General features: G+C 69.4%; 29 protein-coding genes. 15 read left to right on the top strand and 14 right to left on the bottom strand.

Translation table 11 applies throughout. The features are described 5' to 3' along the window. Nucleotides 1–18 precede the first annotated feature (18 nt). Nucleotides 19–1,332 (bottom strand): hypothetical protein, encoded by a 1,314-nt coding sequence (locus ACGFIE_RS06725; protein WP_393291814.1) that lies wholly within the window; start codon nt 1,330–1,332, stop codon nt 19–21. A gap of 169 nt (nt 1,333–1,501) precedes the next feature. On the opposite strand from ACGFIE_RS06725, the gene ACGFIE_RS06720 reads away from it, so the two are divergent. Both ACGFIE_RS06720 and ACGFIE_RS06715 read left to right on the top strand, forming a co-directional pair. Further along, nucleotides 1,502–3,058, top strand: coding sequence for an NAD(P)/FAD-dependent oxidoreductase (locus tag ACGFIE_RS06720; RefSeq protein WP_393291812.1), 1,557 nt, complete (start codon nt 1,502–1,504; stop codon nt 3,056–3,058). Nucleotides 3,059–3,129: 71 nt separating this feature from the next. Continuing rightward, the gene (locus ACGFIE_RS06715) at nt 3,130–3,705 is read left to right on the top strand and encodes a GNAT family N-acetyltransferase (RefSeq protein ID WP_393291810.1); all 576 of its coding nucleotides are present in this window, start codon (nt 3,130–3,132) and stop codon (nt 3,703–3,705) included. Here ACGFIE_RS06715 and ACGFIE_RS06710 read toward each other — a convergent pair. Continuing rightward, a complete protein-coding gene (locus tag ACGFIE_RS06710; RefSeq protein ID WP_393291808.1) occupies nt 3,684–4,148 on the bottom strand; it encodes a hypothetical protein in 465 nt (154 codons plus the stop codon). The genes ACGFIE_RS06715 and ACGFIE_RS06710 overlap by 22 nt on opposite strands. A 68-nt stretch (nt 4,149–4,216) precedes the next feature. Here ACGFIE_RS06710 and ACGFIE_RS06705 point away from each other — a divergent pair, with 68 nt between their 5' ends. Next, entirely contained in the window at nt 4,217–5,170 is a 954-nt protein-coding gene (locus ACGFIE_RS06705) for a hypothetical protein (protein ID WP_393291807.1), read from the top strand. 88 nt (nt 5,171–5,258) lie between these two features. Here the strand turns inward: ACGFIE_RS06705 and ACGFIE_RS06700 are convergent, their stop codons facing one another. The 4 genes from ACGFIE_RS06700 to ACGFIE_RS06685 form a co-directional block, all read right to left on the bottom strand. Beyond that, nucleotides 5,259–6,518 (bottom strand): cellulose binding domain-containing protein, encoded by a 1,260-nt coding sequence (locus ACGFIE_RS06700; protein WP_393291805.1) that lies wholly within the window; start codon nt 6,516–6,518, stop codon nt 5,259–5,261. Between the two features lie 35 nt (nt 6,519–6,553). After that, nucleotides 6,554–7,990 carry a cellulose binding domain-containing protein gene (locus ACGFIE_RS06695; protein ID WP_393291803.1) on the bottom strand — a complete coding sequence of 479 codons (1,437 nt, stop codon included), beginning with the start codon at nt 7,988–7,990 and terminating at the stop codon, nt 6,554–6,556. Next, nucleotides 7,987–9,018, bottom strand: coding sequence for a pectinesterase family protein (locus tag ACGFIE_RS06690; protein ID WP_393291801.1), 1,032 nt, complete (start codon nt 9,016–9,018; stop codon nt 7,987–7,989). Before ACGFIE_RS06690 ends, ACGFIE_RS06695 begins: the two co-directional genes overlap by 4 nt. A 137-nt stretch (nt 9,019–9,155) precedes the next feature. Further along, nucleotides 9,156–10,403 carry an MFS transporter gene (locus tag ACGFIE_RS06685; RefSeq protein WP_393291799.1) on the bottom strand — a complete coding sequence of 416 codons (1,248 nt, stop codon included), beginning with the start codon at nt 10,401–10,403 and terminating at the stop codon, nt 9,156–9,158. A gap of 123 nt (nt 10,404–10,526) precedes the next feature. Between ACGFIE_RS06685 and ACGFIE_RS06680 the strand changes: the two genes are divergently transcribed. Continuing rightward, the gene (locus tag ACGFIE_RS06680) at nt 10,527–11,471 is read left to right on the top strand and encodes a LysR family transcriptional regulator (RefSeq protein WP_393291797.1); all 945 of its coding nucleotides are present in this window, start codon (nt 10,527–10,529) and stop codon (nt 11,469–11,471) included. On the opposite strand, the gene ACGFIE_RS06675 is transcribed toward ACGFIE_RS06680, so the two are convergent. Both ACGFIE_RS06675 and ACGFIE_RS06670 read right to left on the bottom strand, forming a co-directional pair. After that, nucleotides 11,462–12,049: a dihydrofolate reductase family protein gene (locus ACGFIE_RS06675; protein ID WP_393291795.1), complete on the bottom strand. Its 588-nt coding sequence runs from the start codon at nt 12,047–12,049 to the stop codon at nt 11,462–11,464. The two genes, ACGFIE_RS06680 and ACGFIE_RS06675, sit on opposite strands and share 10 nt — an antisense overlap. After that, complete coding sequence (locus ACGFIE_RS06670) at nt 12,012–12,347, bottom strand: hypothetical protein (protein ID WP_393291793.1); 336 nt, start codon at nt 12,345–12,347, stop codon at nt 12,012–12,014. The genes ACGFIE_RS06675 and ACGFIE_RS06670 overlap by 38 nt, the downstream gene beginning before the upstream one ends. A 298-nt stretch (nt 12,348–12,645) precedes the next feature. Between ACGFIE_RS06670 and ACGFIE_RS06665 the strand changes: the two genes are divergently transcribed. Then, nucleotides 12,646–13,008, top strand: a complete 363-nt coding sequence (locus tag ACGFIE_RS06665) for a YciI family protein (RefSeq protein WP_393291791.1) — start codon at nt 12,646–12,648, stop codon at nt 13,006–13,008. A 78-nt stretch (nt 13,009–13,086) separates the two neighbouring features. On the opposite strand, the gene ACGFIE_RS06660 is transcribed toward ACGFIE_RS06665, so the two are convergent. Further along, nucleotides 13,087–13,863, bottom strand: coding sequence for a group II truncated hemoglobin (locus tag ACGFIE_RS06660; protein ID WP_393291789.1), 777 nt, complete (start codon nt 13,861–13,863; stop codon nt 13,087–13,089). A 49-nt stretch (nt 13,864–13,912) separates the two neighbouring features. Here ACGFIE_RS06660 and ACGFIE_RS06655 point away from each other — a divergent pair, with 49 nt between their 5' ends. The 3 genes from ACGFIE_RS06655 to ACGFIE_RS06645 all read left to right on the top strand — a co-directional run bounded on the left by ACGFIE_RS06655 (nt 13,913) and on the right by ACGFIE_RS06645 (nt 15,948). Next, nucleotides 13,913–14,287 (top strand): winged helix-turn-helix transcriptional regulator, encoded by a 375-nt coding sequence (locus ACGFIE_RS06655; protein WP_393291787.1) that lies wholly within the window; start codon nt 13,913–13,915, stop codon nt 14,285–14,287. Nucleotides 14,288–14,372: 85 nt separating this feature from the next. Further along, nucleotides 14,373–15,242, top strand: coding sequence for a maleylpyruvate isomerase N-terminal domain-containing protein (locus ACGFIE_RS06650; protein ID WP_393291785.1), 870 nt, complete (start codon nt 14,373–14,375; stop codon nt 15,240–15,242). 64 nt (nt 15,243–15,306) lie between these two features. Continuing rightward, nucleotides 15,307–15,948: a DUF7003 family protein gene (locus ACGFIE_RS06645; protein WP_393291783.1), complete on the top strand. Its 642-nt coding sequence runs from the start codon at nt 15,307–15,309 to the stop codon at nt 15,946–15,948. A gap of 91 nt (nt 15,949–16,039) precedes the next feature. Here ACGFIE_RS06645 and ACGFIE_RS06640 read toward each other — a convergent pair whose 3' ends face one another. The 3 genes from ACGFIE_RS06640 to ACGFIE_RS06630 are packed head-to-tail and all read right to left on the bottom strand — an operon-like array spanning nt 16,040 to nt 18,641. Beyond that, a complete protein-coding gene (locus tag ACGFIE_RS06640; protein ID WP_393291781.1) occupies nt 16,040–16,507 on the bottom strand; it encodes a nuclear transport factor 2 family protein in 468 nt (155 codons plus the stop codon). After that, a complete protein-coding gene (locus tag ACGFIE_RS06635) occupies nt 16,504–17,754 on the bottom strand; it encodes a hypothetical protein (protein ID WP_393291779.1) in 1,251 nt (416 codons plus the stop codon). The genes ACGFIE_RS06640 and ACGFIE_RS06635 overlap by 4 nt, the downstream gene beginning before the upstream one ends. Before the next feature lie 59 nt (nt 17,755–17,813). Next, complete coding sequence (locus ACGFIE_RS06630) at nt 17,814–18,641, bottom strand: hypothetical protein (protein WP_393291777.1); 828 nt, start codon at nt 18,639–18,641, stop codon at nt 17,814–17,816. Between the two features lie 678 nt (nt 18,642–19,319). Here ACGFIE_RS06630 and ACGFIE_RS06625 point away from each other — a divergent pair. Continuing rightward, a complete protein-coding gene (locus ACGFIE_RS06625; RefSeq protein WP_393291775.1) occupies nt 19,320–20,093 on the top strand; it encodes an SDR family NAD(P)-dependent oxidoreductase in 774 nt (257 codons plus the stop codon). Between the two features lie 56 nt (nt 20,094–20,149). Here ACGFIE_RS06625 and ACGFIE_RS06620 read toward each other — a convergent pair whose 3' ends face one another. Further along, nucleotides 20,150–20,425, bottom strand: a complete 276-nt coding sequence (locus tag ACGFIE_RS06620; RefSeq protein ID WP_393291773.1) for a hypothetical protein — start codon at nt 20,423–20,425, stop codon at nt 20,150–20,152. 160 nt (nt 20,426–20,585) lie between these two features. Here ACGFIE_RS06620 and ACGFIE_RS06615 point away from each other — a divergent pair, with 160 nt between their 5' ends. The 6 genes from ACGFIE_RS06615 (at nt 20,586) to ACGFIE_RS06590 (ending at nt 24,028) form a co-directional block, all read left to right on the top strand. Next, entirely contained in the window at nt 20,586–21,398 is an 813-nt protein-coding gene (locus ACGFIE_RS06615) for a GntR family transcriptional regulator (RefSeq protein ID WP_393291772.1), read from the top strand. 2 nt (nt 21,399–21,400) lie between these two features. Continuing rightward, on the top strand, nt 21,401–22,120 hold the full coding sequence (locus ACGFIE_RS06610) for a PP2C family protein-serine/threonine phosphatase (protein ID WP_393293187.1): 720 nt from the start codon (nt 21,401–21,403) through the stop codon (nt 22,118–22,120). A gap of 32 nt (nt 22,121–22,152) precedes the next feature. Then, nucleotides 22,153–22,689: a DUF6817 domain-containing protein gene (locus tag ACGFIE_RS06605; protein WP_393291769.1), complete on the top strand. Its 537-nt coding sequence runs from the start codon at nt 22,153–22,155 to the stop codon at nt 22,687–22,689. Further along, nucleotides 22,682–23,122 (top strand): pantetheine-phosphate adenylyltransferase, encoded by a 441-nt coding sequence (gene coaD / locus ACGFIE_RS06600; protein ID WP_393291767.1) that lies wholly within the window; start codon nt 22,682–22,684, stop codon nt 23,120–23,122. The genes ACGFIE_RS06605 and coaD overlap by 8 nt, the downstream gene beginning before the upstream one ends. Further along, the gene (locus ACGFIE_RS06595; RefSeq protein WP_393291765.1) at nt 23,116–23,460 is read left to right on the top strand and encodes a cupin domain-containing protein; all 345 of its coding nucleotides are present in this window, start codon (nt 23,116–23,118) and stop codon (nt 23,458–23,460) included. The genes coaD and ACGFIE_RS06595 overlap by 7 nt, the downstream gene beginning before the upstream one ends. 61 nt (nt 23,461–23,521) lie before the next feature. Continuing rightward, nucleotides 23,522–24,028, top strand: a complete 507-nt coding sequence (locus ACGFIE_RS06590; protein WP_393291762.1) for a GNAT family N-acetyltransferase — start codon at nt 23,522–23,524, stop codon at nt 24,026–24,028. A gap of 22 nt (nt 24,029–24,050) precedes the next feature. Here ACGFIE_RS06590 and ACGFIE_RS06585 read toward each other — a convergent pair whose 3' ends face one another. Beyond that, entirely contained in the window at nt 24,051–25,256 is a 1,206-nt protein-coding gene (locus ACGFIE_RS06585) for a pyridoxal phosphate-dependent aminotransferase (protein ID WP_393291760.1), read from the bottom strand. Between the last annotated feature and the right edge of the window lie 62 nt (nt 25,257–25,318).

Here is a 25,318-nt window from a genome sequence, read left to right as displayed (position 1 = left end):
CCGTCCGGCGGCACCCAATCAGATGATCATGTGGGTCCAGTAGGTGAGCCAGAGCACGAACAGCGCTCCCTGCACCACGGCGAGCGTCGCCGTCAGCCACACGTCCACACCTGCGTGACGGGCCCAGCGGGCCAGCACCAGCGCCACCGGGAACACGGCGAGCAGGTAGCGCAGCAGGCTCCGGTAGACCGCCGGGCCCATCGACAGCGGCACCGCCACCATGAGCACGCCGTAGACCAGGTACGGCAGTTCCCGGCGACGGAACCCGGCGACCAGCACGGCCAGCACGATCAGCGCGAAGAGGACTCGTACGGCGTCGCGCGGCTCTCCGGCCAGACCGTCGAGCACCACCGGCACCGGGTTCTGCACCCTGATCCCCCAGCCCATCTCCTGGGCATGCTGGTAGGCGAACCAGTCCCCGCCCCGCCACCGGCAGAACGCCATGAACGTGAACCATCCGGCGGGCAGCAGCAGCAACGGCCAGCCGGTCCGCAGGTACCCGAGAAGGGCGCGTGGGCCGAGCCGCCAGTCGTGCTGGCGCAGCAGCACCAGGGCCAGCGGCACCGCGACGAGCAGCCCGACCGACCGGCTCATCGCCAGGAAGTAGCCGAGCACGCCGACCAGCAGCCAGCGCCGCCGTTCGGCGTAGTAGAACGCGGCCAGCGCGAGGCAGACGAACAGCGACTCGGTCAGCGCGGCCTGGAACAGGAACGCCGTCGGCAGCAGCACCAGGTAGCGGGTGAACCGGCGGGCCGCGTCCGCGTCGCCGAGCAACAGTTCGGCCAGCCGGTAGGCGTACGCGAGGGCCCCCAGGAACGCGACGTTGCTGATCACCAGCAGGGCCAGCGCGTTGTCGCCGCCGAGCAGCGCGCCGACCGGCCGGGCGAGGAAGGGATAGAGCAGGGGGAACCCGAAGTCGCCCCACGGCTGCCCGGTCAGCGGCAGCTCACTCAGCCGCAGGTAGAGCAGCGCGTCCCAGGCGAACCAGAAGGAGATCCACCGGTGGCCGGAGATCTCGCGCTGCTGCGCCCACATCATCGCCTCGTCCGCCGGCGGCGCACCCGGGATGCCGTCCCAGGCGTGCAGGACCAGCAGGCCGAGCAGGGTCAGCAGCAGCTTCGCGCCGAGAAAGAGCCCGATGAGGTACGGCCACGGCGCCGGCACGCGGCGAGCCAGCCGCGCGGCCGCTTCGGCCGCCCCGGTAAGCCGGGCCGCCACCGTCACCCCGGCGGGCCGGGCAGTCGCCACCTCGGCGGGCCGGGCAGCCGTCACCCCGGCGGGCCGGGCAGCCGACATCGCCGCGTGCCGCCGGCCGCTCCGCCACCGGTGCATTCGCCCCGCTCCCCCGGTCCGTCGACCCACCCGCCGCGTCGGGGGTGCCGCCCCTCTCGTTGTACGCCCAGAAGGGCCCAGTTGGAGCGAAACGACACGCCCAACAGGCGATATCCCGGGCATAACGGGTATGCGCCGCGCCTCAACCATCGGGAGAAGGTACGGCGGCATGAGCGAGCAGCACGGCACGGTGGTCATCGGCGCGGGGCCGGCGGGCCTCACGGCGGCGTACGAGCTGCTCCGGCACGGCCTGCCGGTCCGGGTCGTCGAGGCCGACGAGGTGGTCGGCGGGATCAGCCGGACCGTGGAGCGCGACGGGTGGCGCTTCGACATCGGCGGACACCGGTTCTTCACGAAGGTGCCCCGGGTGGAGGCGTTCTGGCACGAGATCCTGCCGGACGAGGACTTCCTGACCCGGCCCCGGATGAGCCGGATCTTCTACCGGGGCGCCCTGTTCAACTACCCGCTGAGCGCGACGAACGCGCTGCGCAACCTGGGCCTGCCCGAGGCGGTGCGCTGCCTGGGCTCGTACGCCCGCGCCCGCCTGCGCCCGCCGAAGGACCAGTCGCACTTCGAGGGCTGGGTGTCGGCCCGGTTCGGTTGGCGGCTGTACTCGATCTTCTTCAAGACGTACACCGAGAAGGTCTGGGGTATGCCGGCGGACCGGTTGCAGGCCGACTGGGCGGCGCAGCGGATCAAGAACCTGTCGCTGGCCACGGCCATCCGCAACGCGGTCCTGCCGCGACGCCGTCGCACCGACGTGACAAGCCTGATCGAGGAGTTCCAGTACCCCAAGTACGGGCCGGGAATGATGTGGGAACGCTGCGCCGAGCAGGTACGCCAGCGCGGCGGGGCGGTGTCCACAGGCACCTGGGTGACCGCCGTGCACCGCGACCCGAAACGACGACGGGCGACAAGCGTGACGCTCAACGGCGCGGGCGGGCAGCGCACCGAGCCGGCCGACGACGTGATCTCCTCGATGCCGATCTCGGAGCTGGTCGCCGCGCTGCGCCCGCCGGCGCCCCCGGAGGTGCTGGCCTGCGCCGCCGACTTGCGCTACCGCGACTTCCTGACCGTCGCCCTGGTGGTGCCGGCCGAGTTCTCGTTCCCGGACAACTGGATCTACGTGCACGACCCGGCGGTGCGGGTGGGTCGGATCCAGAACTTCGGCTCCTGGTCGCCCTACCTCGTCAAGGACGGCCGCACCTGCCTGGGCCTGGAGTACTTCGTGTTCGAGGACGACGAGATGTGGCGTACCCCGGATGCCGGCCTCGTGGCCCTGGCCACCGCGGAGCTGGAGCGGTTGGGGTTGGTCCGGCCCGGCGTGGTGGAGGCCGGCCACGTGGTGCGGATGCCCAAGGCCTATCCGGTGTACGACGAGCGCTACCAGCACAACGTGGAAGTGATCCGGGCCTGGCTGGCCGAGGCCGTGCCGAACGTGCACCCGGTGGGGCGCAACGGGATGCACCGCTACAACAACCAGGACCACTCGATGCTGACCGCGATGCTGACTGTCGAGAACATCGCCACCGGCAGTACGCACGACGTCTGGTCGGTGAACGTCGAGCAGGACTACCACGAGCAGTCGACCGGGGACTGTCGACGAGGCACGGGCCGCGACGCGCCGGTGCTGCCCCGCCGGATCATCACCGCCCCGATCGCCGCTCGGGAGGGCGTCCACGCAGCAGGCGACGGTGGCCGATCCACGAGGGCGCCGCTGGTGTGAGGCGATGGCGTCTACCCTGCGTCAGTCAGCCTGCGCGTCTCCCTGCCCTGCGGATCGGGCAGGATGACGGCGTGCTGAACCCCGTCACCCTCCGGTCGATCCAGCCCGATGACCAGTCGCTCGTGGAGCGGCTGTGGCAGCTGTACCGGCACGACCTTTCCGAGTTCCGCGACAGTCTGCCGGACGACACGGGTCTGTTCACCCTGGGCCGCCTTCCGACCTACCTCAACGACCCGACCAGCTCTGGCTACCTCATCTGCCGGGGCAGGCGGCCCGTGGGCTTCGCCTTCGTCTCCGGCGTGGAGATCCCGCCGTTGCGTGTCGCCGAGTTCTTCGTCGTGCGAGCTGTGCGTCGCTCGGGCGTGGGTCGACTCGCCGCCCGGCAGCTCTTCACGGCGCACCCGGGCGCCTGGGAGATTCCCTTCCAGGAGGAGAACCCCGGCGCGGCCCGCTTCTGGCGCCGGCTCGCCGCCGAGGTCTGCCCGAACGGTCACCGCGAGGAACGGCGTGCCGTACCCGGTAAGCCGCACATTCCCGCGGACACCTGGCTACTGCTGGACGACGTCGAGGTGCCCGATCACGCTGAGTCCCCGGGCACGGCCGCCGACACTCCCGAGCTGCGACATCAGATCGGGCCGCTTGTGTAGATCTCCGTGCTGCTCTCGTTGCCGATGAACGGGTTGTTGACGGCCCACAGCAGGCCCTCGTCGTACTCCGGCACGTCGAAGTTGCACAGGACCCAACCGGCGTCCGCTCCGCTGTTGTTGATGCACTGCCGACTCCAGTCCGGTCCCTGGATCGTGCCGGCGGCGGGCGCGCCGTTCGCCTTGGTGTCCTTCACCCACACCCGGTCCCCGTACGCGGCGAAGCACGCCTTCGCGCCCGTCGTCGACACGCACCACACGTCGACACCGTTCGCGGCCGGCGGCGATCCGCTTGGCGTGCCCGTGGTCGCCGACGCCGCCGAGGCGGTTGCGACCAGTACGAGGGCCACAGTCGTCGGCACCATGATCAGCGCACCGGCCCGGCGCATCGTCTTCGTCTTCATCCGCATCCGCGTCAACTCCCCGGCATCCATCATGATCGTCATTCCGCTGCAGGACCGTAGCAGCCCGGCCACCACGGAACGAGGCCGATGTGGACGGATACCATCCCCTCGTGATCGAGGAGTTGATCAGACGTGCCGCCGTCGAGGACGACGACGCGATCGAGGAGTTGTCCGCGATCGCGGACACCGACCCCCGAGAGCTGACCCCGTATCTCGGTCTCCTGCTCGACCTCGAGGTGCTGTGTCCGGCGAAGTTGTACCGCGCGGCGGACGCGGACCTGGTCGGCCGGGTCATCGAGCAGATCGACAGCGGTCGGACACCCGATGAGCTGAACGACCTGCTCCTGATCCTGGCGCACAGTGCCCACCCGTCCGCCGAGAGCGCCATGCGCCGCTGGTCGACGCAGCCCCCGGCGGGCTCGGACGAGTTGCACGTCGACGCGCTCGGCTACGCCCACGAGGGCGGCTGGGCGGTCGGCTCGGACGGCCGGCGACGCGACCTGTGCGGCGACACCGCGTACCGGTGGGTCATGCGCGAAACGGCGCCCGGTGCGGACCGGCCCACGTGCCCGTGGTGCGCCTCGCCGCTGTGGGTCGCCGCGGACCTCGACACCACTGATGCCGCCATCTCTGCCGCGCTGGCCCACACCGGCTGGTCGGGGCGGTTGGTGATCGAGACCTGCCACTTCTGCGCCTGTTTCACGACGCTGTACAGCCACGTCACTCCGGCCGGTGGCACCACCTGGTGGGCCGGCAACACCCGCCCGGACTATCTCCCGGACGATGACGAACCGGAGGACCCGCCGGCGCTGGCGCCGGTCCTCGGGCAGGCGTTGGCGAGTCCGTATCAGGTAAGCGCCTGGGACCGGGGTGGATCGACGCTGGGCGGCCGGCCCGAGTGGATCCAGGACGCCGAGCACGCCGACTGTCCCGATTGCGGCGATCCGATGGACTACGTGGGTCTGATCGGCGGCGCGGACCTGGACGACTACGGCGAGGGCGCCTACTACCTGCACCTGCACCAGCCGTGCGGGTTCGCGGCGGTGAACTACCAGCAGAGCTGACCCGCCGGACGCGTTCCACCCAGGCGATCCGGGGTTTGGCCGAGCAACCTGGCTCCTGTCGTCGGGCAGCGCGGCCCGAGGGTGGCAGTCACTTCAGGTAGGCGGCGAGCGGGATGTTCTGCGCCCTGAGGGCGGTGGCGATCAGGGCGGCGATCTGTCTAGCGCCGGCGGCCTCGAAGTGGGTGTGGTCGTTGCAGAAGAACGCACCGACCGCGCCCGTCGAGTAGTCACCGTTGTTCGGGCACAGCCTGAGCGTGTTGTAGAGCGCCACGCTCTTCGCGTGCAGGTCGATGACCGGTACGCCGTTGGCGGCCGCCGCAGCAGTCGTCTCGGCGACGAAACCGCGGTTGCCGACGGCGGTGCTGCCGCTGCACGTGATTGCCGCGACCGGGGTGACGAAGATCGGCTTCACGCCCCTGGCCTTGGCCGCCGTCGCCATGACGCCGAGCAGCTCCTTGAAGCGGTTGGTGCCGACGTGTCGCGGGCAGGCCGAGTCACCGTCGTTGATACCGAACTGGATGATCAGATAGTCACCGGACTTGAAGCCGCTGCTGGTGTCCAGCATCGCCGACCACCGCGCGCTGTAGGCGGTCGAGCTGAGCGTGCACTCACCGGCCGAGTTCTTGGTGGCTGTCACATTGCCCTCGTACAGCCACGTCTGGATGCTGCGACCGCCGACGGCGCTGTTCTGCACGGTGGCGTTCGACGTGAGGTAGGACGCGAACTGGCTGCCCCAGCCGATGGGACAGGTGCTGGCGTTCATCATCGTGGAATCACCTGCCATCCACACCCTGATCGGCGCGGGCGTCGGCGACGTGGAGGGCGTCACCGGCGGTGTGCTCGGTCCAGTGCAGGGCGTCGGGTCCGGCGTCGGGTTCGACGTTGGCGTCGGTGACGGCGTTGGCGTCGGCGTCGGCGCGGTGGGGGTCACTGCCGGTGGGCCGGCACAGGTGGTGCCGTTGAACGAGAACGACGACGGCACCGGGTTGCTGCCGCTCCACGAGCCGGTGAAGCCGAAGCTTACCGATGCGCCGGAGCCGACGGCACCGTTGTAGCTCACGTTGGTGGCGGTCACCGCCGTGCCGGTGACCGTGACGGCGGCGTTCCACGCCTGCGTCACGCCCTGCCCCGGGGCGAGACTCCAACGCAGGGCCCAACTGGTCACCGGGTCACCGAGGTTGGTGACGACGACATCGGCTCCGAACCCGCCGGTCCACTGGCTGGTGATCCGGTAGGCGACACCACACGCCGGGGTGGCGGCCTGCGCGGTGGCGATGCCGAACCCGCCGGCGACGACGGTCAGGGCCGTTGCCGCCAGGACCACGAGACGCGATCGGCGAACCATCATCGGGTTACTCCTGCCTTGATCGGAGACGCTCACCATCACGTGGCGGCGGCACACGGGGAGCCGTTGAGGGAGAAGCCTGTCGCTCCACCGAGTGGGCTGTCGGTGACAAATCCGAAGCTGGTCGAACCGGCGGCCGGGATCACCGCGTTCCAGGAGACGTTCAGCGCCGTGGCCGCCGCGCCGGCCTGGGTGACCGTGGCATTCCAGGACTGCGTGATCCGCTGACTGCCGGGCAGCGTCCAGGTCAGTGTCCAACCGTTGACCGGGACGGTGGAGGTGTTGCTGAGGGTCACGTCGAACTGGGCACCCGTACCCCAGTCACCGGTCTTGCGGTAAGCGACCGCACAGCCCCCGCCCGCCGGAGTGGTCGGCGCGGGAGTGGTGGGCGCGGGAGTCGTCGGGGGCGGAGTCGTCGGAGGCGGAGTCGTCGGGGGCGGAGTCGGGGTCAGTGCTGCGCTGAGGATCGGGGCCAGCCTGTCGGTGATGGCCTGGTGGCCCGCGTCGTTCGGGTGCACCGAGTCGCTCAGGCCGCCGGACGGCAGCCAGCCGGTGGTGTCCACGTAGAACACGTTGGCGTCACCCGCGGCGTTGCGTGCCCGCACCGCCGCCTCCGTCTCGGTCCCGTAGCGACCGATGAACGTCCGCATGGCGAAGAGCTTCGCGTTCGGAAACCTGGCCCGGATCTTCGTGAGGAAGGTGGTGTACGTCGCCTGGAAGGCCGCCGCGCTCACGCCGTGACTCTTGTCGTTGGTCCCCAGGTTGATCACCACGCCGTCGGCCGTGTAGCGGGAGAAGTCCCACTGGTCGGTGCCGGCCTGACCACCGGAGGACATCCAGTAGCGCGTCGCCTGCGCCCAGCATCCATCGGTCGTCTCGGCCAGACACATGCCACCGATCGCGATCTGGGTGTGGTCGTAGCCGAGCCTCTCACCGACCTTGAAGGCGTAGTCGGTCACGGCGAGCTGACTGCTCGTGGCGCCTGCGGTGATCGAGTCGCCGACGAACTCGACAAGCTTGGGGCGGGCCGGCGGCTTGAACGTGCCCGCGCCCGAATCCAGGATCAGCCCCTGGAAGACCGCGTCGCCGGTGTAGGAGCCGGCCACCTGCCGGTAACTGACGATCAACGTGTGGTTGCCGGCCGCCAACGCGGTCGGCGTCAAGTTGATCGTGCCGGAGCCGGTGAAGGACGTGAACGCCCTGCCGTCGATGCTGGCCCACAGCTGGATGGTGTTGCGCTGCCGGAGCTTCACCGTCTTGCCGGTGAAGCCGACCCGCAGGTACGCGCCGGCCCAGTACGGCACGTACGCCGAGGCGTTCGCCCTGTTCCACCTGCCGACGAAGCTGATGTTCGAGTCGGCGGGCGTGCCGTCACCGACCGCGGCCTCGGCGCTGAGGACCGGTAGACCTGCGGCGAGCACCCCGGCGGTGACGGCGACGAGGGCCGCGGTACGCAGGGAACGGATCTTCGTCATCGGATGGGGTTCCAGCCGTCGTTACCCGCCAGATAGGCGGTGGGTGTGTACTGGGTGGCGGTGGAGGCGCTCATCTGGGGCCGGTTGGCGTTGATGACGGCGCCGGCGCCGGTGCTGCCGTACTCGGCGAACCGGGCGGTCCTCCACGAGAAGCCGGACATGTCGGTCCAGGGGTCGGTGCGGATGTGTGCGCCCATCGTGACGCCCCGGTAGAGGACCTGGCCGCGGGCGTTGACGTCCCCGCTGGGGTGCCAGGGGCGGCCCAGATAGACGGTCCTGGCGGGAGCATTGCTGGTCAGTGTGGTTCCCCAGAACAGGAAGCCGTACCTGTTGTTGATGTCGGTGGCCGCGGCGGTGATGTAGCCGTTGTTCGACGACGAGCCCCGGGTGAGCGAGTGCACGGTGCCGTTCTGGAAGACCATGGTGCCCCGCCCGAAGATGAAGTCGACGTCACCCTCCACGTAGGAGTTACGGACGTAGAGACGCCGGACCGAGCTGACGCTTGGCGCGTTGACCAGCAGCGTGTCCTGGTTGCCGAGGATGCGGACGTTGTCGAACTGCACCCGGTCGCCGGAGGTGTTGACGGCGACTGCCTGCTCGGCGTCGAGGGTGTTGGCGGCCTCGTTGAAGTCGTTCGACATGGTCAGATTGCTGATCGTGGTGTCGTTGGCGTTGACGAACACCGAGGCGCTGCCGGACGTGCCGTACGTGCCGCCACCGGGCTTGGTCTGGCCGGACGCGTGCCCTTCGACGATCACCACCTGTGCGGCGGAGCCGCCGGCGCCGGCCAACGTGAGGTGGGGCTTGTTGGCGGGAATGGTGACCACGCCCCCGTAGGTGCCGGGTTTGATGGTGATGGTGACCGGGATGCTGTTGTTCGCCGCGACGCTGTCGATCGCCGCCTGCACGGTCGTGTAGGTGCCGCTGCCGTCGGCGGCCACGGTGATGGTGGCGGACGCGGACGCGGCAGAAGCCATCGGGACGGTGGCGGCGAGAGCGCATCCCGTCACCACCGCCACCGAGCGCACGCCAAGGATCCTGCCGGATGTGGTCATAAGCGTCCTCCGATCCACCGGGCGTCCGCCGAAGATCATGCCGACCGGAAGACGATGCCGTTAAGTTAACGTTAACATCGACAATTTGAAATATAAAGATGGCTGGCCAGTCATCCGACCTGGACGTCTCCGCCGGCTGCGGCGGGCTCGGTGGCCGGCGACGGTGTCCGCCCGGGCAGCAGGAGCGGGGTGGCGAGCAGGAGCACGCCGGAGATGGTGATCGCCGCGAGAGGGCTGGTGACTGTCGCGAGGACGCCCCAGATCACCACCAGGGCCGCCTGGACGAGCCTGCCGACGGCACTCCACGTGCTCAGGACGCGGGCGGTGTGGCCCAGCGGAATGCGGTGCAGTCGTTCGGTCGCGTAGATCGGGTTGAAGACACCCACGCAGGTGATCAGCAGGCTCTCGACGACGATCACGGTGACGAGGCCGGGGATGCCGGGCTGGACGAACGCGAGACCGAGGGGAAAGAGCGAGCGCAGCCACCCGGAGACCGTCATGACCCGGTGCCGGCCGTGGCGGGCCGCCAGGCGCGCGGACACGCGGGCGCCCACCAGGCCGCCGAGCGCCGGGACGCCGAAGGCGAGACCGTACTGCCAGGCCGGGAAGTGGTACTGGTCCAGCAGGAGGACGGCCAGCAGCGGCGCGGTGGCCATGATGAGGCCGCCAACCAGGATCGAGTTGAGGAACAGCCCTCGCAGGACACTGTCGTGGAGGATGAACCGCCAGCCGACCAGAAGGTCGGCGGCACGCAGCCGGCCGGTCCGGTCCCGGGGTGACGCGACGTCGCCGCCGTGGATGCGCAGGACCGCGAGCGCCGACAGCAGGTAGCTGAGGGCGTCGGCCGCGACGGTGACGACCGGGCCGAGCAGCCCGACGAGCGCGCCGCCGAGGGGTGGGCCCACAGCGGTCGCCGTCCAGCTCGTGGCCTCGAACCGCCCGTTCGCCACCAGCAGGTGATCGCCACGGACCAGATACTTGAGGTACGCGCCGGTCGCGGCGGTGAAGGCGATGCTCGCGGTCCCGGAGATGACCGAGACGACAAGCAGCTGGCCGTAGGACAGCAGACCGAGGGCGTACGCGAGCGGGACACTCGCCATGGCCACGAACCGGATCAGGTCCATGGCGACAAGCACCGGCCGCTTCGCCCGGTGCTCGACCCACGGCCCGAGCGAGAACGCCACGACTGCCGCGACGGCGGGCCCGGCCGCCGCCAGGATCGACACGGCGAACGCCGGCGAGTGCAGCACGCGGACGGCGATCAGCGGGAACGCGCCGAAGGCGAACCACGTGCCGTATGTGCTGACGGCGTAGGCCGACCACAGCCAACCGAAGCTGGACCCCAACCGCGCGCGCATCCGCCCCCCTCGTGGCACCCGACGTTCGGGTCCGGGCAGCACACCAGCGTCGGCGACCTGGGCGCAAACAACCGACGCTTGGTCGTGTCACAACCATCGGTTGTACGGGTGGATAATGATGCGGTGGATACCGAGGCGGTGCGATCGTTCGTCCGGGCGGCCGAGTTCGGCCAGTTGCAGCTCGCTGCCGAGGAGCTGGGCGTGACGCAGCAGGCCGTGTCGAAGCGGATCGCGGCTCTTGAGCGCACGCTCGACGTGCGGTTGTTCACGCGTACTCCCCGAGGGGTCGAGCTCACGCTCGACGGCCAGGCGTTCCTCCCGCACGCCCGAAGCGTCGTGGCCGGGGTGGACCGCGCCCTCGCCGCGATCAGACCGGGCTCGCGGGCCCTGCGGATCGACGTTCTCGGCCTGCGGTCCGCGCAGGCAGTCGTCCTGCACGACTACTGGCGGTCACATCCGGAGACCACACTCGACGTGGTGACCCTGCGGGTCACCGACCCGCGCGCGGCGGTCGCCGCCGTCCAGGCCGGCGACGTCGACGCCTCGTTCCGCTCGGTCACCGACCCGGCCACGCTGCCGCGCGACGTGCGGATGATCCATGCGTTCGACTCCCCGACGGAACTCCTCGTCGGCCCGCGACACCCTCTCGCCTCCGCGCGAACCCTGACACCGTCGCAGCTGCGCGGGCACCGGATCTGGGTGCCGGGCATCGCACCAGGCAGCGAGTGGGCGGACTTCTACGACCAACTCGTCACCGACTTCGACCTGCGCGTCGACGCCGCGGGCCCGCACTTCGGCGACGAGGTGCTCCTCGACATCCTGGCGGACTCCGCCGACGTGGCAACCCTGGTCGGCTCACGCGACAGGTACATCTGGCCGACGAACCACGACCTGCGTCGCATCCCGATCGTGGAGCCGACGCTCGCGTACCCGCTCTCGCTCATCCTGCCGCGAGCGAACCCGCACCCGGGGTTGCGGGCGGTCATCGACCACTGCGCGAGCCTGGCGCCGCTGCCCGCGACAACCTGGCGACCGTCCTGGGCGCCGCCCCTTGCTCCTCAGAGTTGAGGGCGCACCCGATAGCGCAGGTGGATGACCCGATTGCCCGGAAGCACCGCGTCCGGATCCTCCAACAGGTGCTGCGCGCGGACCGACCCGAAGTAGCGCTTGCCGGACCCGAACACGACGGGTACGACGTCCATCCGCACCTCGTCGACCAGGCCCGCGGCAAACACCTGGCCACCGACGTCGCCGGCGGCGACCTCGACGATGCGGTCACCCGCGAGCTCCTGCGCCGTGGCCACTGCCGCCTCGACGCCGTCGACGAAGTGAAACGGCGCCTCCGGGTTCCAGCCCTCGGGCGCCGGCCGGCGCGTCACGACGACCACGTGGTCGACGCCGCCCGGCGGCTTCCCGTCCCAGCCGTCCGTCAGGTCGAAGACGTGGCGACCGACGATCGTCGCCCCGATCTGGTCCCAGTACGGCCGGGTGTAGTCGTAGGACGTCTGTGACACCGTCAACTGGCCGCTGGAATCCAACGGCACGTCACCGCCGAGCAACCAGTCGAACAGCGGGCCGGGTTGGTCGTTCTCGTCCGCGATGAAGCCGTCAACCGACACCGAGCTGTACATGACCACTGTGCCCATGGGTGCTCCTCTGCTGGGGGAATGCCCTCAGATTAGGGTTTCGTGCGCTGTCGCTCTTGTACGAAATCAATCGGTCGGCAGCGGCCAGCGTGGTGACCACGCAGCCGTCGGCGTACTCGGCCGCCTCGATGTCGGTGCCGGCGCGAATGCGAAACGGCGCCCCGAGGTTGACGATGAGCAGCGCCGCCGGCATCGGCGGCAGCGTCAACCGGGCGTACGGCGGCGCACCCTCCAGGTAGTAAAGGTCGTCGATCAGCAGGTCCAGCGGCGGTCGCGGCACTCTGGACACGTACTTCACGGCCACAGTATCGCTGGCGTCGCGCGCCGGGACGGGCCCGCCGCGCCGCCGCCAGCATCGAGCCGGCACCGACCCCGGACGAGCGCCGGGCTGCGGACATGGGCGCGGGCTGAACGCGCAGCCGAGCTGCGACAATGCGTGTTCGGGTCGGCCGGTGGCAGCGTTGGCCCACGCCGTGGGGCGCGCGTCGGCGGTGTCGCGACGAGAGATTTTTGCCGGGCCGTGTCGATGCGCCGGCCGCCCGTTCGACGGGTGGGTGCGCGGGTCGAGAGGCGGCCCGCCGAATGAGGAGAACGCGATGTCGACGTACATGCTGATCATGCGAGGCACCGACGAGTCGAACGCCGCCATGATGGCCTCGATCGACGAGGCGATGGCCACGACCCGCACGTTCATCGAGGAGATGGTCACTGCCGGCGTCCTCCTCGCGGCCGAAGGGCTTGACGATCCGGCCCGGGGTGTCGTGGTCGACTTCGGCGGCGAGGTCCCGGTGGTCACGGACGGGCCGTACGGCGAGACCAAGGAACTGTTCGGGGGCTACTTCCTTCTCGATGTCGCCTCGAAGGAGGAGGCAACCGAGTGGGCCCGCTCGGCGGGCCGCCGCCTCCGCGCCGGTCCGTCGAGATCCACTCGGCTTCCAGGAAGTCGGGGTGTCCGATGACCGGGGATGGACCGGTTTCACGGAAGCCGAGTGGATCACGCGGCGGGACGGCATCCGCCCGCCGACGCGGGCACGCGCTCAGGAGGGCTGCGGGCTCAGGTAGGGCGGGGCCACACCCCAACCCCAACGCGGTACGGGCGCCTGCCGGACCGGGTCCGCGTCCGGCTGCGAATTGTGTACGGCCAGCCGCGTGCCCCACTCGAGGTAGCTGGTGAAGGCGGCCCGGAACTCCGGATCGTCGGGCAGGCCGACCTCGTCGGCGGCATCCATCATGAGGTTGACCCACCGTCGACGCTGTGCCTCGCTGATCGCCCTGCCCAGGTGCTTGCCGACCATGTGGCGGTAGCCGCCGCGCTCGGTGGTGTAGGCAGCCGGCCCCCCGAAGACCTCGGCGAGCCAGACCGCCACGTACTGGGCGTGGTCGGGATCCATGCGGGCGAACATCGGGGCGAGGAGGTCGTCCGAGCGGACCAGACGATAGAACGCGTCGCACAGCTTCGTGAACGCATCGGTGCCACCGGCCCACTCGTACAGGCTCGGGGGCGCGGCGCCACCGGGGCCGGCGACCGAGGTTCGGGCGTAGTGCCGCATCTCCTCGATGTCCTCGACGTACGGCCTGATCGCGGCGAAGAACTGCCCGAACACCGGGCCGCCCCGGAACCCGTGCAGGTGCCCGTCCACAGAAGTCCAGGTGATGCGCAGCAGGTGACAGGCGGTGTCGTCCAGGCAACGGCTCAACTCGTAGTCCACGCACTCCGGCGCCGCACGCAGCGCGGCAGCGGCCCGCTCGTACGCCGCCTCGAACCCCTCCAGCCGCGCCGGCGGCACGCGGTACCTGATGTACTCGATGACCATGGGTACAGCCCAACACCCGCGTGAACGATGATCAAGTACGCACCATCTGGTGCGTACCATTCGGTGTGTACCGGAGGGGGCCACGATGGCCAAGCGCTACCACTGCCCGGTGGAGTACGCCGTCGACGTCATCGGCGGCAAGTGGCGACCGGTGATCCTGGCCCACCTCAAGGAGGGCGTGCACCGATATGGCGAGCTGCGCCGCCGGATGCCCGACGTCAGCGAGAAGATGCTGACCCAGCGGCTGCGCGAGCTGGAGGCCGACGGGCTGATCCTGCGACACGACCACGGGACGACGCCACCGCACGTGGAGTACCGACTGACCGAGGAGGGCCTCAGTCTGGCCCCGGTGTTGCGGGCCCTCTACGACTGGGGCGCCGCGCGGGCGGCACGTACCGGCACCACCATCGAGGAACCCGGGTGAGCGGTTCCACCGGCTCTGCTGCCGTACCGAACGAGCGCACGTTGGATGTAGCCCCCGGCGGAGCGAATGCACCATACTGCTCGACGTGAGTGAGACGGCGGGCCCGGACCGCTGGAGTCTGGCCAACACGGCACTCCGGACGGCTGCCGACCGGTTCACCGCCATGGTGGGCACGGCGCCCTCGTCAACGGTCAAGGTCACCGCCGACTGGACCCTGGCCGACACCGTCGCGCACGTGGTCTCGCTCGCGGTGCTGTACGTGTCCAGACTGGAGGGCGGCGAGATCGCCATCCGAGTCCCGGACCTGGACGACATGCTCGCCGTCACGAACGTCGACACGGTCGCCGACGTCAACAACCACGTGCTCGCCCACTTCACCGAGCGCGATCCGGAGGTCCTGCTGTCGCAGCTCAATGCCGCGGTCGCCCGCCTCCTGGCCACGACCGCCGATCCGCGGTCGACGGTGAGTTGGCTGGGCAACGCACGGGTGACGGTCGGCGGTCTGTTCGCCCATCTGACAAACGAGCTACTCGTACACGGCTGGGACATCGCGCGGGCGCTGCGCCGGCCGTGGTCGATGCCGGACGCGCACGTCGCGCTCTACTGGGACCTGTTCATGTTCGACATGCTGCGTGACTCGTACGGGGTGCTGCTCAACACCGCGCTGCCGATGCCTCGCCACCACGTGTCGGTGCAGTTCCGCTCGCGGTTCACGCCGACCACGACGCTGACGCTTGGTGACCGCAGGGTGTGGATCGCGCCGCCCGACGGCCCGTTCGACGTGCGCGTGCGGTTCCGGCCCGCCCGGTTCAACCTGATGATGTTCGGCCGGATCAGCATCGCTCAGGCGGTGCTGCGGCGCGACGTCGTCATCGGCGGGCCGAGGCCGTGGCGGCTGCCCGCCTTCCTCCGGGTGGTGCACATGCCCAACGGCCGGCTCACACCGAAGACATGATCTTGCTTCGCGTCAGAGCGCGCGCCCGATCATGCTGGAGAGTCCGCGGCTAGACTGCGCGACCATGCGCTCCGGCGAGATCCTCGACCAGCTCGACGCCGCAGCCGGTGACTTCCGGTTCCCGGACCTGGGCCACGGCTACTACTACGCGGTGGATGCACGGCTGCACGCCTACCGCGACGCGCAGCGGTGGGCGCTCATCGTCGAGGCGGTTGGTTACTCGCCCAGGGCCGGCAACCTCGTCAACGTCCTGTATGTCTTCGGCAACTGTCTCACCGAGGGGCAGCCGGGCCACGGCAACGTGGACTTCCTCGATCGGGTCGACAACTGGGACGAGATCGAGGACATCGACGAGCCCGAGATCTACTGCGGCAACCCGATTGCCGTACGAGGCCGGCTGATCCCCGTGGCAGCCGAGCCGGGCGAGGAACTGGTCGACGTGCTTCGCCGGCTCGTTCCGGAACACCGGGAGTTGCTGCTGGCCGACGACGTCGAGCTGCGGCGGCGGATCCCGGCCGACCTCCCGGAGGTCCTGCGGTTGGATCAGTGGCACCACCCGGACTTCGCCCAGAACGCCCTTCCCAGTGAGTCGAGGACGTTCCGCCAGCTCGCCGACGTGCTGGTGACGGGGGACGCGAGTCGGTACGCACCAGCCCTGCCACCCAACACGCACTGGTCCCACTGGCCGGAGTCCGGGAGCCTGTAGGCGCCCACCCCGACCGGCAGACTGTCGGACCTCGATCTCATCATGGCGGCGCGGTCGGCGGCAGGTGGGTGCGCAGGGCGTCGGGCGCGAATCAGGGGCGGGCCGCGTCCTCGCTGGTGGTGCTCCCCTGCGGACGGAGCGCGGTCAGCAGACTGTCGAGTTGACCCCAGGCCCGCGCGCTGGCGACGTGGTCGATGTAGTCGCGGGACTCGATGATGAGCCCATCGCGGATACGCATCACGAAGACGCATGGCACCGTGAATGCCTCACCCGTCTCGGCGACCCGCCCCTGATAGGCGAACTCGGCGACAATCACCTCCGGGTCCGCCGTTTCGTGAATCGTCACGCCGACCGGCTTCCGGTTCAGCGTCCGGTCGACCGGAGGCGACGCGGTGAAGTGCGCGTGCAGTTCGCTGCGGCTACGCAGCGGCGGCGGGTTGAGCGGGTGGAACGGATGGGTGACATGGGTCTGTTCGGCGTACAGATCGGCCAGGTCCTCGTACGGGCCGTCGCAGACCCCGTTCACCAGTCGGAGGAAGGTTTCGCGTGGGCTGCTCATGCCAGGTTTCCTTCTGCTCGGTCGATGTCGATGACGGGAAAGGCACCGCGCACGTCCGTCAGGAACTCGTTGCGCCGCGCGGCGTAGGTGCTGACCGCCGCCCAGAGCGCCTCCAACGCGGCCTGCAGCGGGTCCGGCTCGCCGGCGGCCACGAGTGCCGGCAGCGCCATCGCGACCGGGTTCACCGGAGCGTCGAGAACCGCGCCGAGCGGATCAGCCGGGCCGAAACCCGCCGGGCGCACCGAGACGACGGAGTACGTGACGGGTGGCTCGCCCCGGATCCGTGTCCACAGCGCTCTGGGGTCGGCGAACTCCGCGGGCAGCGGCATCCCGTCATCCAGGGCCGCCCACGCCGGTGCCATCCAGTCGAGGTCCGCGACGCCGGCGACGGTGAACGCCTGCCGTGCCGCCCAGGTCGCGATCTGCCGCTGCACGGCGGCGCCGGCCTCGGCCACCCCGTCGACCAGGTCCCGGTCCAGCAGGACGAGGCCGTGAATATTGCCACGAACCTGTCGGAGCCGCTCACTCGGCAGACGACCGCCCCAGCGCCGCAGCTCGTCGCGCCTGCGGTACTCCTCGTCGCGACGCGCTCGCTCCAACCGTCTGAGCTGCTCGGCTTCGACCTGCTCCCACAGGGTCGGCGCGGGCGGCAACCCGGCCGCCCAGCCGTGCCAGTAGGCGGCGGCCCTGCTGGTCTGGCTAAGGATCGCGTCGGTACGCGTCACGGCGTCGCTCGGGTCGTCGAACGTCGAGTCCGCCGGCCACAAGCACAGCAGGTAGCGGTCCGGACGCCGATCCATGTAGGTGCAGTCGCCGTCGTCCAGCTCATCGGGGTCGAGCCCGCCGAACGGGTCACTCCCCGCCTCCATGCCCGTGGCGCAGTACCGCACGCGGTAGGCCGGTAGCCGGCGGGTGTCCTGATCTTCGGGGATCAGCCGCAGCCGGGCGAGTGAACCTTCGCCCCAGGGGACCAGGTCAACCGCGGCGTCCCTCGGCCGAAACGACGCCTCCACGACCTCTTCCCACTCTTCCGTCGCGGCCGACGGCTCACCGTCGTGCACCTCGATCCGGAGGTGGACCTGCCCGGTGTGCGTGCCGGTCATCAGGAACAGCGCGCCGGGGTAGCCGGCTCCGCAGAGGCCGTTCACCTGCCCGGCGAACGCCGTCTCCATGTTCGGCAGTTCACGACTCGTCACGTAGATCTGCCCGTACGCCACCGGAGCCGTGCCGTCGAAGAGAACGCGCATCGGCCGATCTTGTCATCGACCGGCGGGCGCCCGCTGTCCCCTCGGCCGTCTGAGCTGGTTCACCCTCGGTGGCGTGCCAGATCCGTGCAGTGGGCCACCGTGGCATCGTCGGCGACCTGAGTGTCGGGGCCACCGCCCATCTGGGCTTCGGCCTGCCGGACGCGGTCGATGACACCGGACGGGCCGTGGGCGGTGAGCAGTTCCAGTACGCCGGGCCAGTCGGTCAGGCCGTAGGGGGTGACGATCCGGCTGGCGCCGTTGCTGAGCAATGCGACGCCGTTCAGGTCGTCAAGGGCGAGGCTGCCGGTGATCGCCTCCCGTGCGGCGCGCGGGTCGTCCTTGGCGATCCAGTAGCCGCCCGGCTGGTTGCGGCGAGCGCGTAGCGCGGTGGCGCAGGAGGCGCGGATGCGGTCGTACTCCGCAGTTCCGGGTGTGACGCCGTTCAGCGGCGCTGAACACTCCCGCCTGGCGATCACCTCGCGCTCGTCGGTGACCACCTGCGGGCCGCCGCCGACCTGGTCGAGGATCAGGAGCGAGTCCGCGAGCAGCAGATGCTCCAGGCGTCCCCGGTGGGCGCGGACCATCAGGACGGTGGCCTGCGGGCTGCTGGGGTCCGCGATGTCGCAGGTGGCGCTGTGCGCGGCGGCGATCTCGCCGATGGCGGCGGCGAGGATGCCCGCGAGATCCCGTCCGTCGTTTCGCGACAGGCCGCCGAGCAGCGTGCCCCCGAGACGGTGGGTGTACCAGGCGACTCCGTGCGCGCAGAGCCTCTCGGCTCCCGGAATGCCGGCGCCGTCCAGCAGCACGACGGCGCCCGGGACGGCACCGACGAAGTCCTCGTTCGGCCGACCGGCCCCACCGGCGCTCGTCGCCAGGCCGACGTTCACTTGTGGACTCCTCGGTCGCGAGGGGGCACGAACGACGGTGGCGCGTGGAACGAGGTGTACGACCGGCCAGGGTTCGCGGACCACCGCGCGAACGAGGCATCCCGCCATCGCGCATGCTCACCACCGGCCCTCCGTACCCACCGAGGACGCGTCCCGCTTCGGAGTGCTGGTCTTTCCAAAACACCAACTTCTACCACGACTGGCTCCTTGCCGGAGTCGCCGCGATCCAGCGGATCGGCGCCACACATGCGGTGGTGCGCCCAGACGATCTGTTCCACGGCGTTGATCGGGAAGCCGGGACACAGATCTTGGACAGTTTCCGTTCCCGCCTAACGGAAACTGTCCAAGATCTACGTTGTTAACCAATTCGGTCAGTCGATCGTAGGTCGATCGAGGGTCGGCGAATTCCTTAACCACCCGGCGCCGCCGTAGCGACCAGCTTGACGGCCCGTTTCCCGGGCCAGCCAGGTCCTCACGCGACCTCATCTCGATCGATATCACCGCGAACCGTCCCGCCGTTCGACCAAGCTCGCGAGGGGCGCCGACAGGCGAACCCTCCGACTGCGCGCGGCTTGTCGGCGACCGTTTCTGGACTTGCTGGTCCATTATTTACGGGTCACAGTCCATGGCAGCGCCGAGCAACGGCCCGGCCGCTTCCGGAAATGACGGGGGAAGACCATGGATTTGCAGCTTGCCGGCAAGCGCGCGCTGGTTACCGGCGCGAGCAGCGGTCTCGGCGCCGAGATCGCGGCGGTCCTGGCCCGCGAAGGCGTTGCCGTGGTCGTCCAGGGCCGGGACCGGGCGCGTACGGAGCAGACCGCCCGGAAGGTGGGCGGGCAGGCCGTGATCGGAGACCTCACGACCGATGCCGGTGCCGAGGCCGTGGCCCGCCAGGCCGGCGAGGTGGACATTCTGGTCAACAACGCCGGCAGCTACGACCCCGAAGCAGGGTGGTCCGACCTGGACGCGGACGCGTGGGCCGACATGTACAACCTCAACGTGCTCAGCTCGGTCCGCCTGATCCGACACCTGGTCCCCGCGATGCGGGCCAAGGGGTGGGGGCGTGTCATCCAGATCGGCAGCGTGACCGGTGAGACGCCGTCGGCGGGGCAGCCGCACTACGCAGCCAGCAACGCCGCCCGGCTCAACCTCGCCCGGTCGCTGTCCCGCGACCTCAAGCACACGGGAGTGACCTCCAACGCCATCGCGGCCGGCGCCATCCTGGTTCCCACCACCCGCGACTACCTCCTGGAACTCGGCCGCGAGAACGGGTGGGGTGAGACGTGGGAGGAGGTGGAGCGCAACGCCACGCCGATTCGCGCCGGCACCGACGTCGGCCGCATCGGAGAGCCCCGCGAGTACGCCGACCTCGTCGCCTACCTCGCCAGCCCAATCTCCGGGTACCTGACCGGCGCCACCCTCCGGATGGACGGTGGCAGGTACGACAGGTAGCTGCGGAGGACGCAGCCCACCGCCGACGTGTCGTCGACGACGGCGGGCGGTGCCGGTCAGAGGTCTTGCCTGACCTTCGCGATGTCCAGATCCAGTAAGGGGCAGAAGAACCTGGTGAAGTCCTCCAGGGTGTCCGATCGGAAGGTCTCCCCCGTACCGTCCAGGATGGCCATCGCGCCCGAAGGAAGATCGAACAGGTATCCGACAAGCTCCTCATCCCTGAGAAGAACGAAGACCTGCGGCACTTCCGCCACGACGACCGGCGGGATCTCCGGCATCGACGGCTTGCTCGCGGGACGCAGCTCTTCTGGCTCGCCACATTTTCCAGTCATGGACACCCTCCTCCGAAGGAACCCCGGCGCAGTGGTCTCGTCGGGTGACCCGGCCCTTAGACCCCACCGGCACCACATTGTGTGGGGACAATCTCTCCGAGATAGTGGGGGGACAATCTGAGCCAGAGTCAAGGATTGTCTTGGGACAACCGGGAAGGGCGTGGACGTGCCGGTGCACTCGCGCTACCTGAACATCGCGTCCATGATCCGAGAGCGGATCGAAGCTGGAGAATGGGAGCCGGGTGCGCGGCTTCCGACCCTCAACGATCTCGCGGCCGAGTACGACGCCAACCGCGACACCGTCGGCCGAGCCATCGCCCTCCTGGAGACCGAGGGCTACGTGTGGGCCGTCCAGGGTCGGGGCATTGCCGTTCGATACGGCACGATGCGGCCACGCCGACCCCGCGGCGATCTCGTCAAGCGCAACGAGCAGGCAACCGGCTACTCGTTTCCTTCGGCGAGCAGCCAGGAGGTATGGGTTCGCCACGGAACGGCCATCAACGCGCCGGCCACGCTGGATGATCCCCGCATCGCCAAACTGCTTGGCGTGGAGCCCGGGACCGAAGTGCTTCGCCGGTTTCGGGTTACCGGGCCAGCGTCCGAGGCCCCATTCCAGATCAACGTCTCGTGGATTCACCCACGCGTCGCTGCCATCGTCGCCGACCTGGATGCGAGCCCGGCGGCTGGCGAGTGGCTGCACCACATCGAGAACGCCGGCCACTGGCCCATCAGTTGGATGGAGATTCATCGCGCCCGGATGCCCAGCAGAGACGAAGCGACCCTCCTGGAGATCCCCACCAACCTGCCGGTCCTGGAGATCGTGCGGGTCGGCACCTCGGGAGGCGACAAGAAGCCTGTCGAGGTGACCGAATACGTCGTGGCGAGCGACCGAGTCGAAACGGTCCACGTCCTGCACCGCGACACGAACGCCAAGGAGCCGTGGCCCGACGCCGGGCCGAGAGAAGGGTCATGACCGTGGCCCTCAGCATCGAAGCCGCCAGCCGGACGCACCAGGGCCTCGTTCGCAAACGGAACGAGGACTCCCACAGCCAAGGACAATGGCTCTACGTCGTTGCGGACGGTCTCGGCGGCCATGTCGCCGGTGATGTCGCGAGCAGCACAGCCATCGCCGCCGTACAGGCGTACGACCGCGCAGTGGATCCGGAGGATCTTGCTGACTTCCTGGGACGGGCCATCCGCGAAGCGAGTGAGGCGTTACGCCGGAAAGTCCGCGAGGATCCGAAGCTGGCGGGGATGGGAACGACATTTGTCGCTCTGCTGCGCTCTGGCAGTCATGCGGTCGTGGCGAACGTTGGGGACTCCCGCGCCTACCTGATCCGACGCCACGGCTCCCATGACAATGCCCTGGTCCAGATCAGCGAGGATCACACCTACAAACATCTCATTGCCGGCGCTGACGAGGTGCCCGACCTCCCCGAGAAGCTGGCGCGCTTCCTCGACGGACGGGACGACGGCCGGTCGGCCGACCTGACGCCTCTCCAGCTTCAACCCGGCGACCGGGTCCTGTTGTGTTCTGACGGACTGAGTTCGTACGTGCCACACGAGCAGATACGAGCTGCGCTCGACTCCCAGGGCGAGCCCGGCGAGATCTCCGACCGACTCGTGGCCCTGGCGATCGACCACGGTGGGCACGACAACGTCACCGTAATCGTCATTGGCGTGACCCAGGGCTGACGAATCCGACCGCCAATCCCTACAGTCGGGCCATGAGCACCGACGACGGCGTACGGGTCTGGCTCCGCCGGCAGGGAGCAGAGCAGATCGCGCATCCCGGCGGCAACCTGTACGCCCACCTGTGTCGGGTCAACGAACGCCTGACCGTGCTCGGCTGCGGCAGCGACGTGCAGGCGGCGGGCCTCACCCACGCCGCCTACGGCACCGACGGCTTCGATCGCGCTCTGCTTGATCCGGCCGACCGCGCGGTGTTGCGGGATCTCGTCGGCGCGGACGCCGAGCAGCTCGTCTATCTGTACGGCGCCTGCGACCGTGGGCGTAGCTGGCGGGCGCTGGCCAGGACCGGCCAGGTGTTCGACCGCTTCACAGGTCAGGTGCGAACGCCGGATCCGGCTCAACTGCGGTCTCTCGTGGACCTGAGCATCGTCAACGAACTGGACGTCATCGAGCAGGATCCGGCCGTGGCGGGCCGGCACGGCGCCTACTTCCGGGAACTGTTCGCCTCCTGGGCCGCACTGGCCAGTGAGCAGGTCATCCTCGATGCGCAGCGGGTACTGCACAGTGACTGACGGTCGCGCACCCGTACGAGCCGCCTACCCCGGCAGCTTCGACCCCTTCACTCCCGGGCATGCGAACGTGGTGAACCGAGCGCGCCTGATCTTCGACGAGGTGGTCGTGCTCGTCGCCGTCAACAGCTCCAAACATCCGGGACTCGGCGAGGAGGAACGAGCGGCTGCGGTCCGCGCAATTCTGCCGGCCGAGTGGACCTCCGTCACCGTTGCGGCATGGAGTGGGCTGACCTCCACCTACTGCCGACGCCACGACATCGGAGTAATAGTCCGTGGTGTACGGAACAGGACCGACCTGCGGGCCGAGTATGAGCTCGCCGCGATGAACCAGACGTTGGGGGTCCCCACCGTGTTTCTGCCCGCGCAGCCCGAACTGGCCGCGGTGTCGTCGACGATGGCCCGCACCATGAAGGGAATGCTTCCGCCATGCTGATCATCGAAGGCGCAGGGCGGTGGACCGCACCCGCCGGCGCCGCCAACGACTGGGTCGAGCAGCTGAGAACGCCGGACCTGTCGGTGGGTACGTACTGCATCCCGGCCGGCGGTCTCGACGACCAGAGCCCGCACACCGAGGATGAGATCTACGTGGTCACCGCGGGGCGGGCCCGGATCGTGACCCCGGACGGCACGGCCGAGGTGGGGCCGGGTTCGGTGATCTTCGTGCCGGCCGGGGAGGAGCACCGGTTCGTCGACGTGACCGAGGACCTGGCGCTGCTTGTGGTGTTCGGCCCGGCATACGGCTCGCGCGCTCCGGGCCGGCGAGCCCACTAGGCGGCCGTACCTCGGAATTGCTTGTGTTGGGTCTGTCCGAGACGATGGGTAGCCTGCCGGGATGGTAAAGGTTGTCACCTACCTGGAGATGAACGACGCCAAGGACCTGCGACCTGGGAAGGTCGTGCCGGAACTCCTCCTGCGGCGCGTCGACGGTGGCCAGCCGCTCGTGCGTGCCACCAATGCTCAGGTCGGATCCCCCTACGGGTGGCGCAGTGCGTCCCGCACGAACGACGAGTGGCAGGAGTTGGTGCGGTGTCGTCCGCTGCGCCAGTACTGGTTCATCACTCTGAGGGACGAGACCGTGGGCATTGCCAATGTGGAGCCTCAGCCTGGCGGAGATGTGGAGATCACCGCCTTTGGGCTGTTGCCGGAACATGTCGGGAGGGGTCTCGGTGGCCATGCGCTGACGTTGACCATCCGGCAAGCCTGGGACAGTACGGCGGTGGACTCCCCGGCTGTCCGCAGGGTGTGGCTGCACACCTGCTCGTTCGACCATCCGAATGCCCTACGCAACTATCAGCGACGCGGCTTGACCGTCTATCGCACCGAGGTCGAAGCCGAGTGATGTCGGGTGCCGCGCCGCCGCGCTACTGACGGTAGGCGGAGAGGAAGGTACGGATCCGGGAGACGGCGTCGTCGAGGACGTCCGTGGAGGCCAGGAAGACCAGGCGGAGGTGGTCTGGTGTGTCGAGGTTGAAGCCGGTGCCGTGGGAAATCAGGAGGTGCTGCTGCTCCAAGAGGTCGATCACCAGGCGCTCGTCGTCGTGGATCTTGTGAACCTTGGGGTCGAGACGGGCGAAGAGATAGAGGGCGCCGGCCGGCTTGACGCAGTCGACGCCGGGGATGTCGACGAGGGACTGCCAGGCGTGGTCGCGCTGCTCCAGCAGGCGGCCGCCGGGGCGGGTCAGCTCCTCGATGCTCTGGTAGCCGCCGAGCGCGGTCTGGATGGCGTGCTGGGCCGGCACGTTCGGGCAGACGCGCATGTTGGCGAGCAGCTGCAGCCCATCCAGGTAATCCGAGTCGCTGCCGCTGAAACCGCTGGTGGCGAGCCAGCCGGAGCGGAAGCCCGCAGCCCGGTACGTCTTGGACAGGCCGCCCATGCTGACCACCGGCACGTCCGGCGCGAGGGCGGCGAGGGTGTGGTGCGTCGCTCCGTCGTACACGATCTTGTCGTAGATCTCGTCGGCGAAGATCAGCAGATCGTGCTTGCGGGCAAGCTCGATCATGCCGAGCAGCACTTCCCGGGAGTAGACCGCGCCGGTCGGGTTGTTCGGGTTGATCACCACGAGCGCGCGGGTGCGGTCGGTGATCCTGGACGCCATGTGCTCCAGGTCCGGCGCCCAGCCCGCGCTCTCGTCGCAGCGGTAGTGCACCGCGCGACCGCTGCACAGGTTCACCGCGCCCGTCCAGAGCGGGTAGTCCGGGCTCGGCACCAGCACCTCGTCGCCCGTGTCCAGCAGTGCCTGGAGCACCATCACGATCAGTTCGGAGACCCCGTTGCCGAGCAGCACGTCGTCCGGCTGCACGCCGGGTACGCCAAGGGTCTGGTAGTGCTGGGCCACCGCGACGCGGGCGGAGTAGATGCCTCGCGCGTCGCTGTACCCCTGAGCGGCCACGATGTTCTGCACGACGTCGGCGACGATGGGCTCCGGCGTGGCCAGCCCCCACGGCGCCGGGTTGCCCAGGTTCAGCTTGAGGATCCGGTGTCCGGCAGCCTCCAACTCCTGTGCCCGGCGCAACACCGGACCGCGGATGTCGTACCGGACGCTCTTCAGCCGCTGCGCCTGCCGCATCGGACCCCCTCCGCGAAATGTCGTGTCCCCGATGATCGATGCTAGGGCGTCGTCCGGACATG

It is taken from the genome of Micromonospora sp. NPDC049275 (genome assembly GCF_043197115.1).
Classification (GTDB): Bacteria; Actinomycetota; Actinomycetes; order Mycobacteriales; family Micromonosporaceae; genus Micromonospora.
The sequence above is the reverse complement of the archived record's forward strand: the minus strand, read 5'-3'. Positions and strand labels throughout refer to the sequence as shown.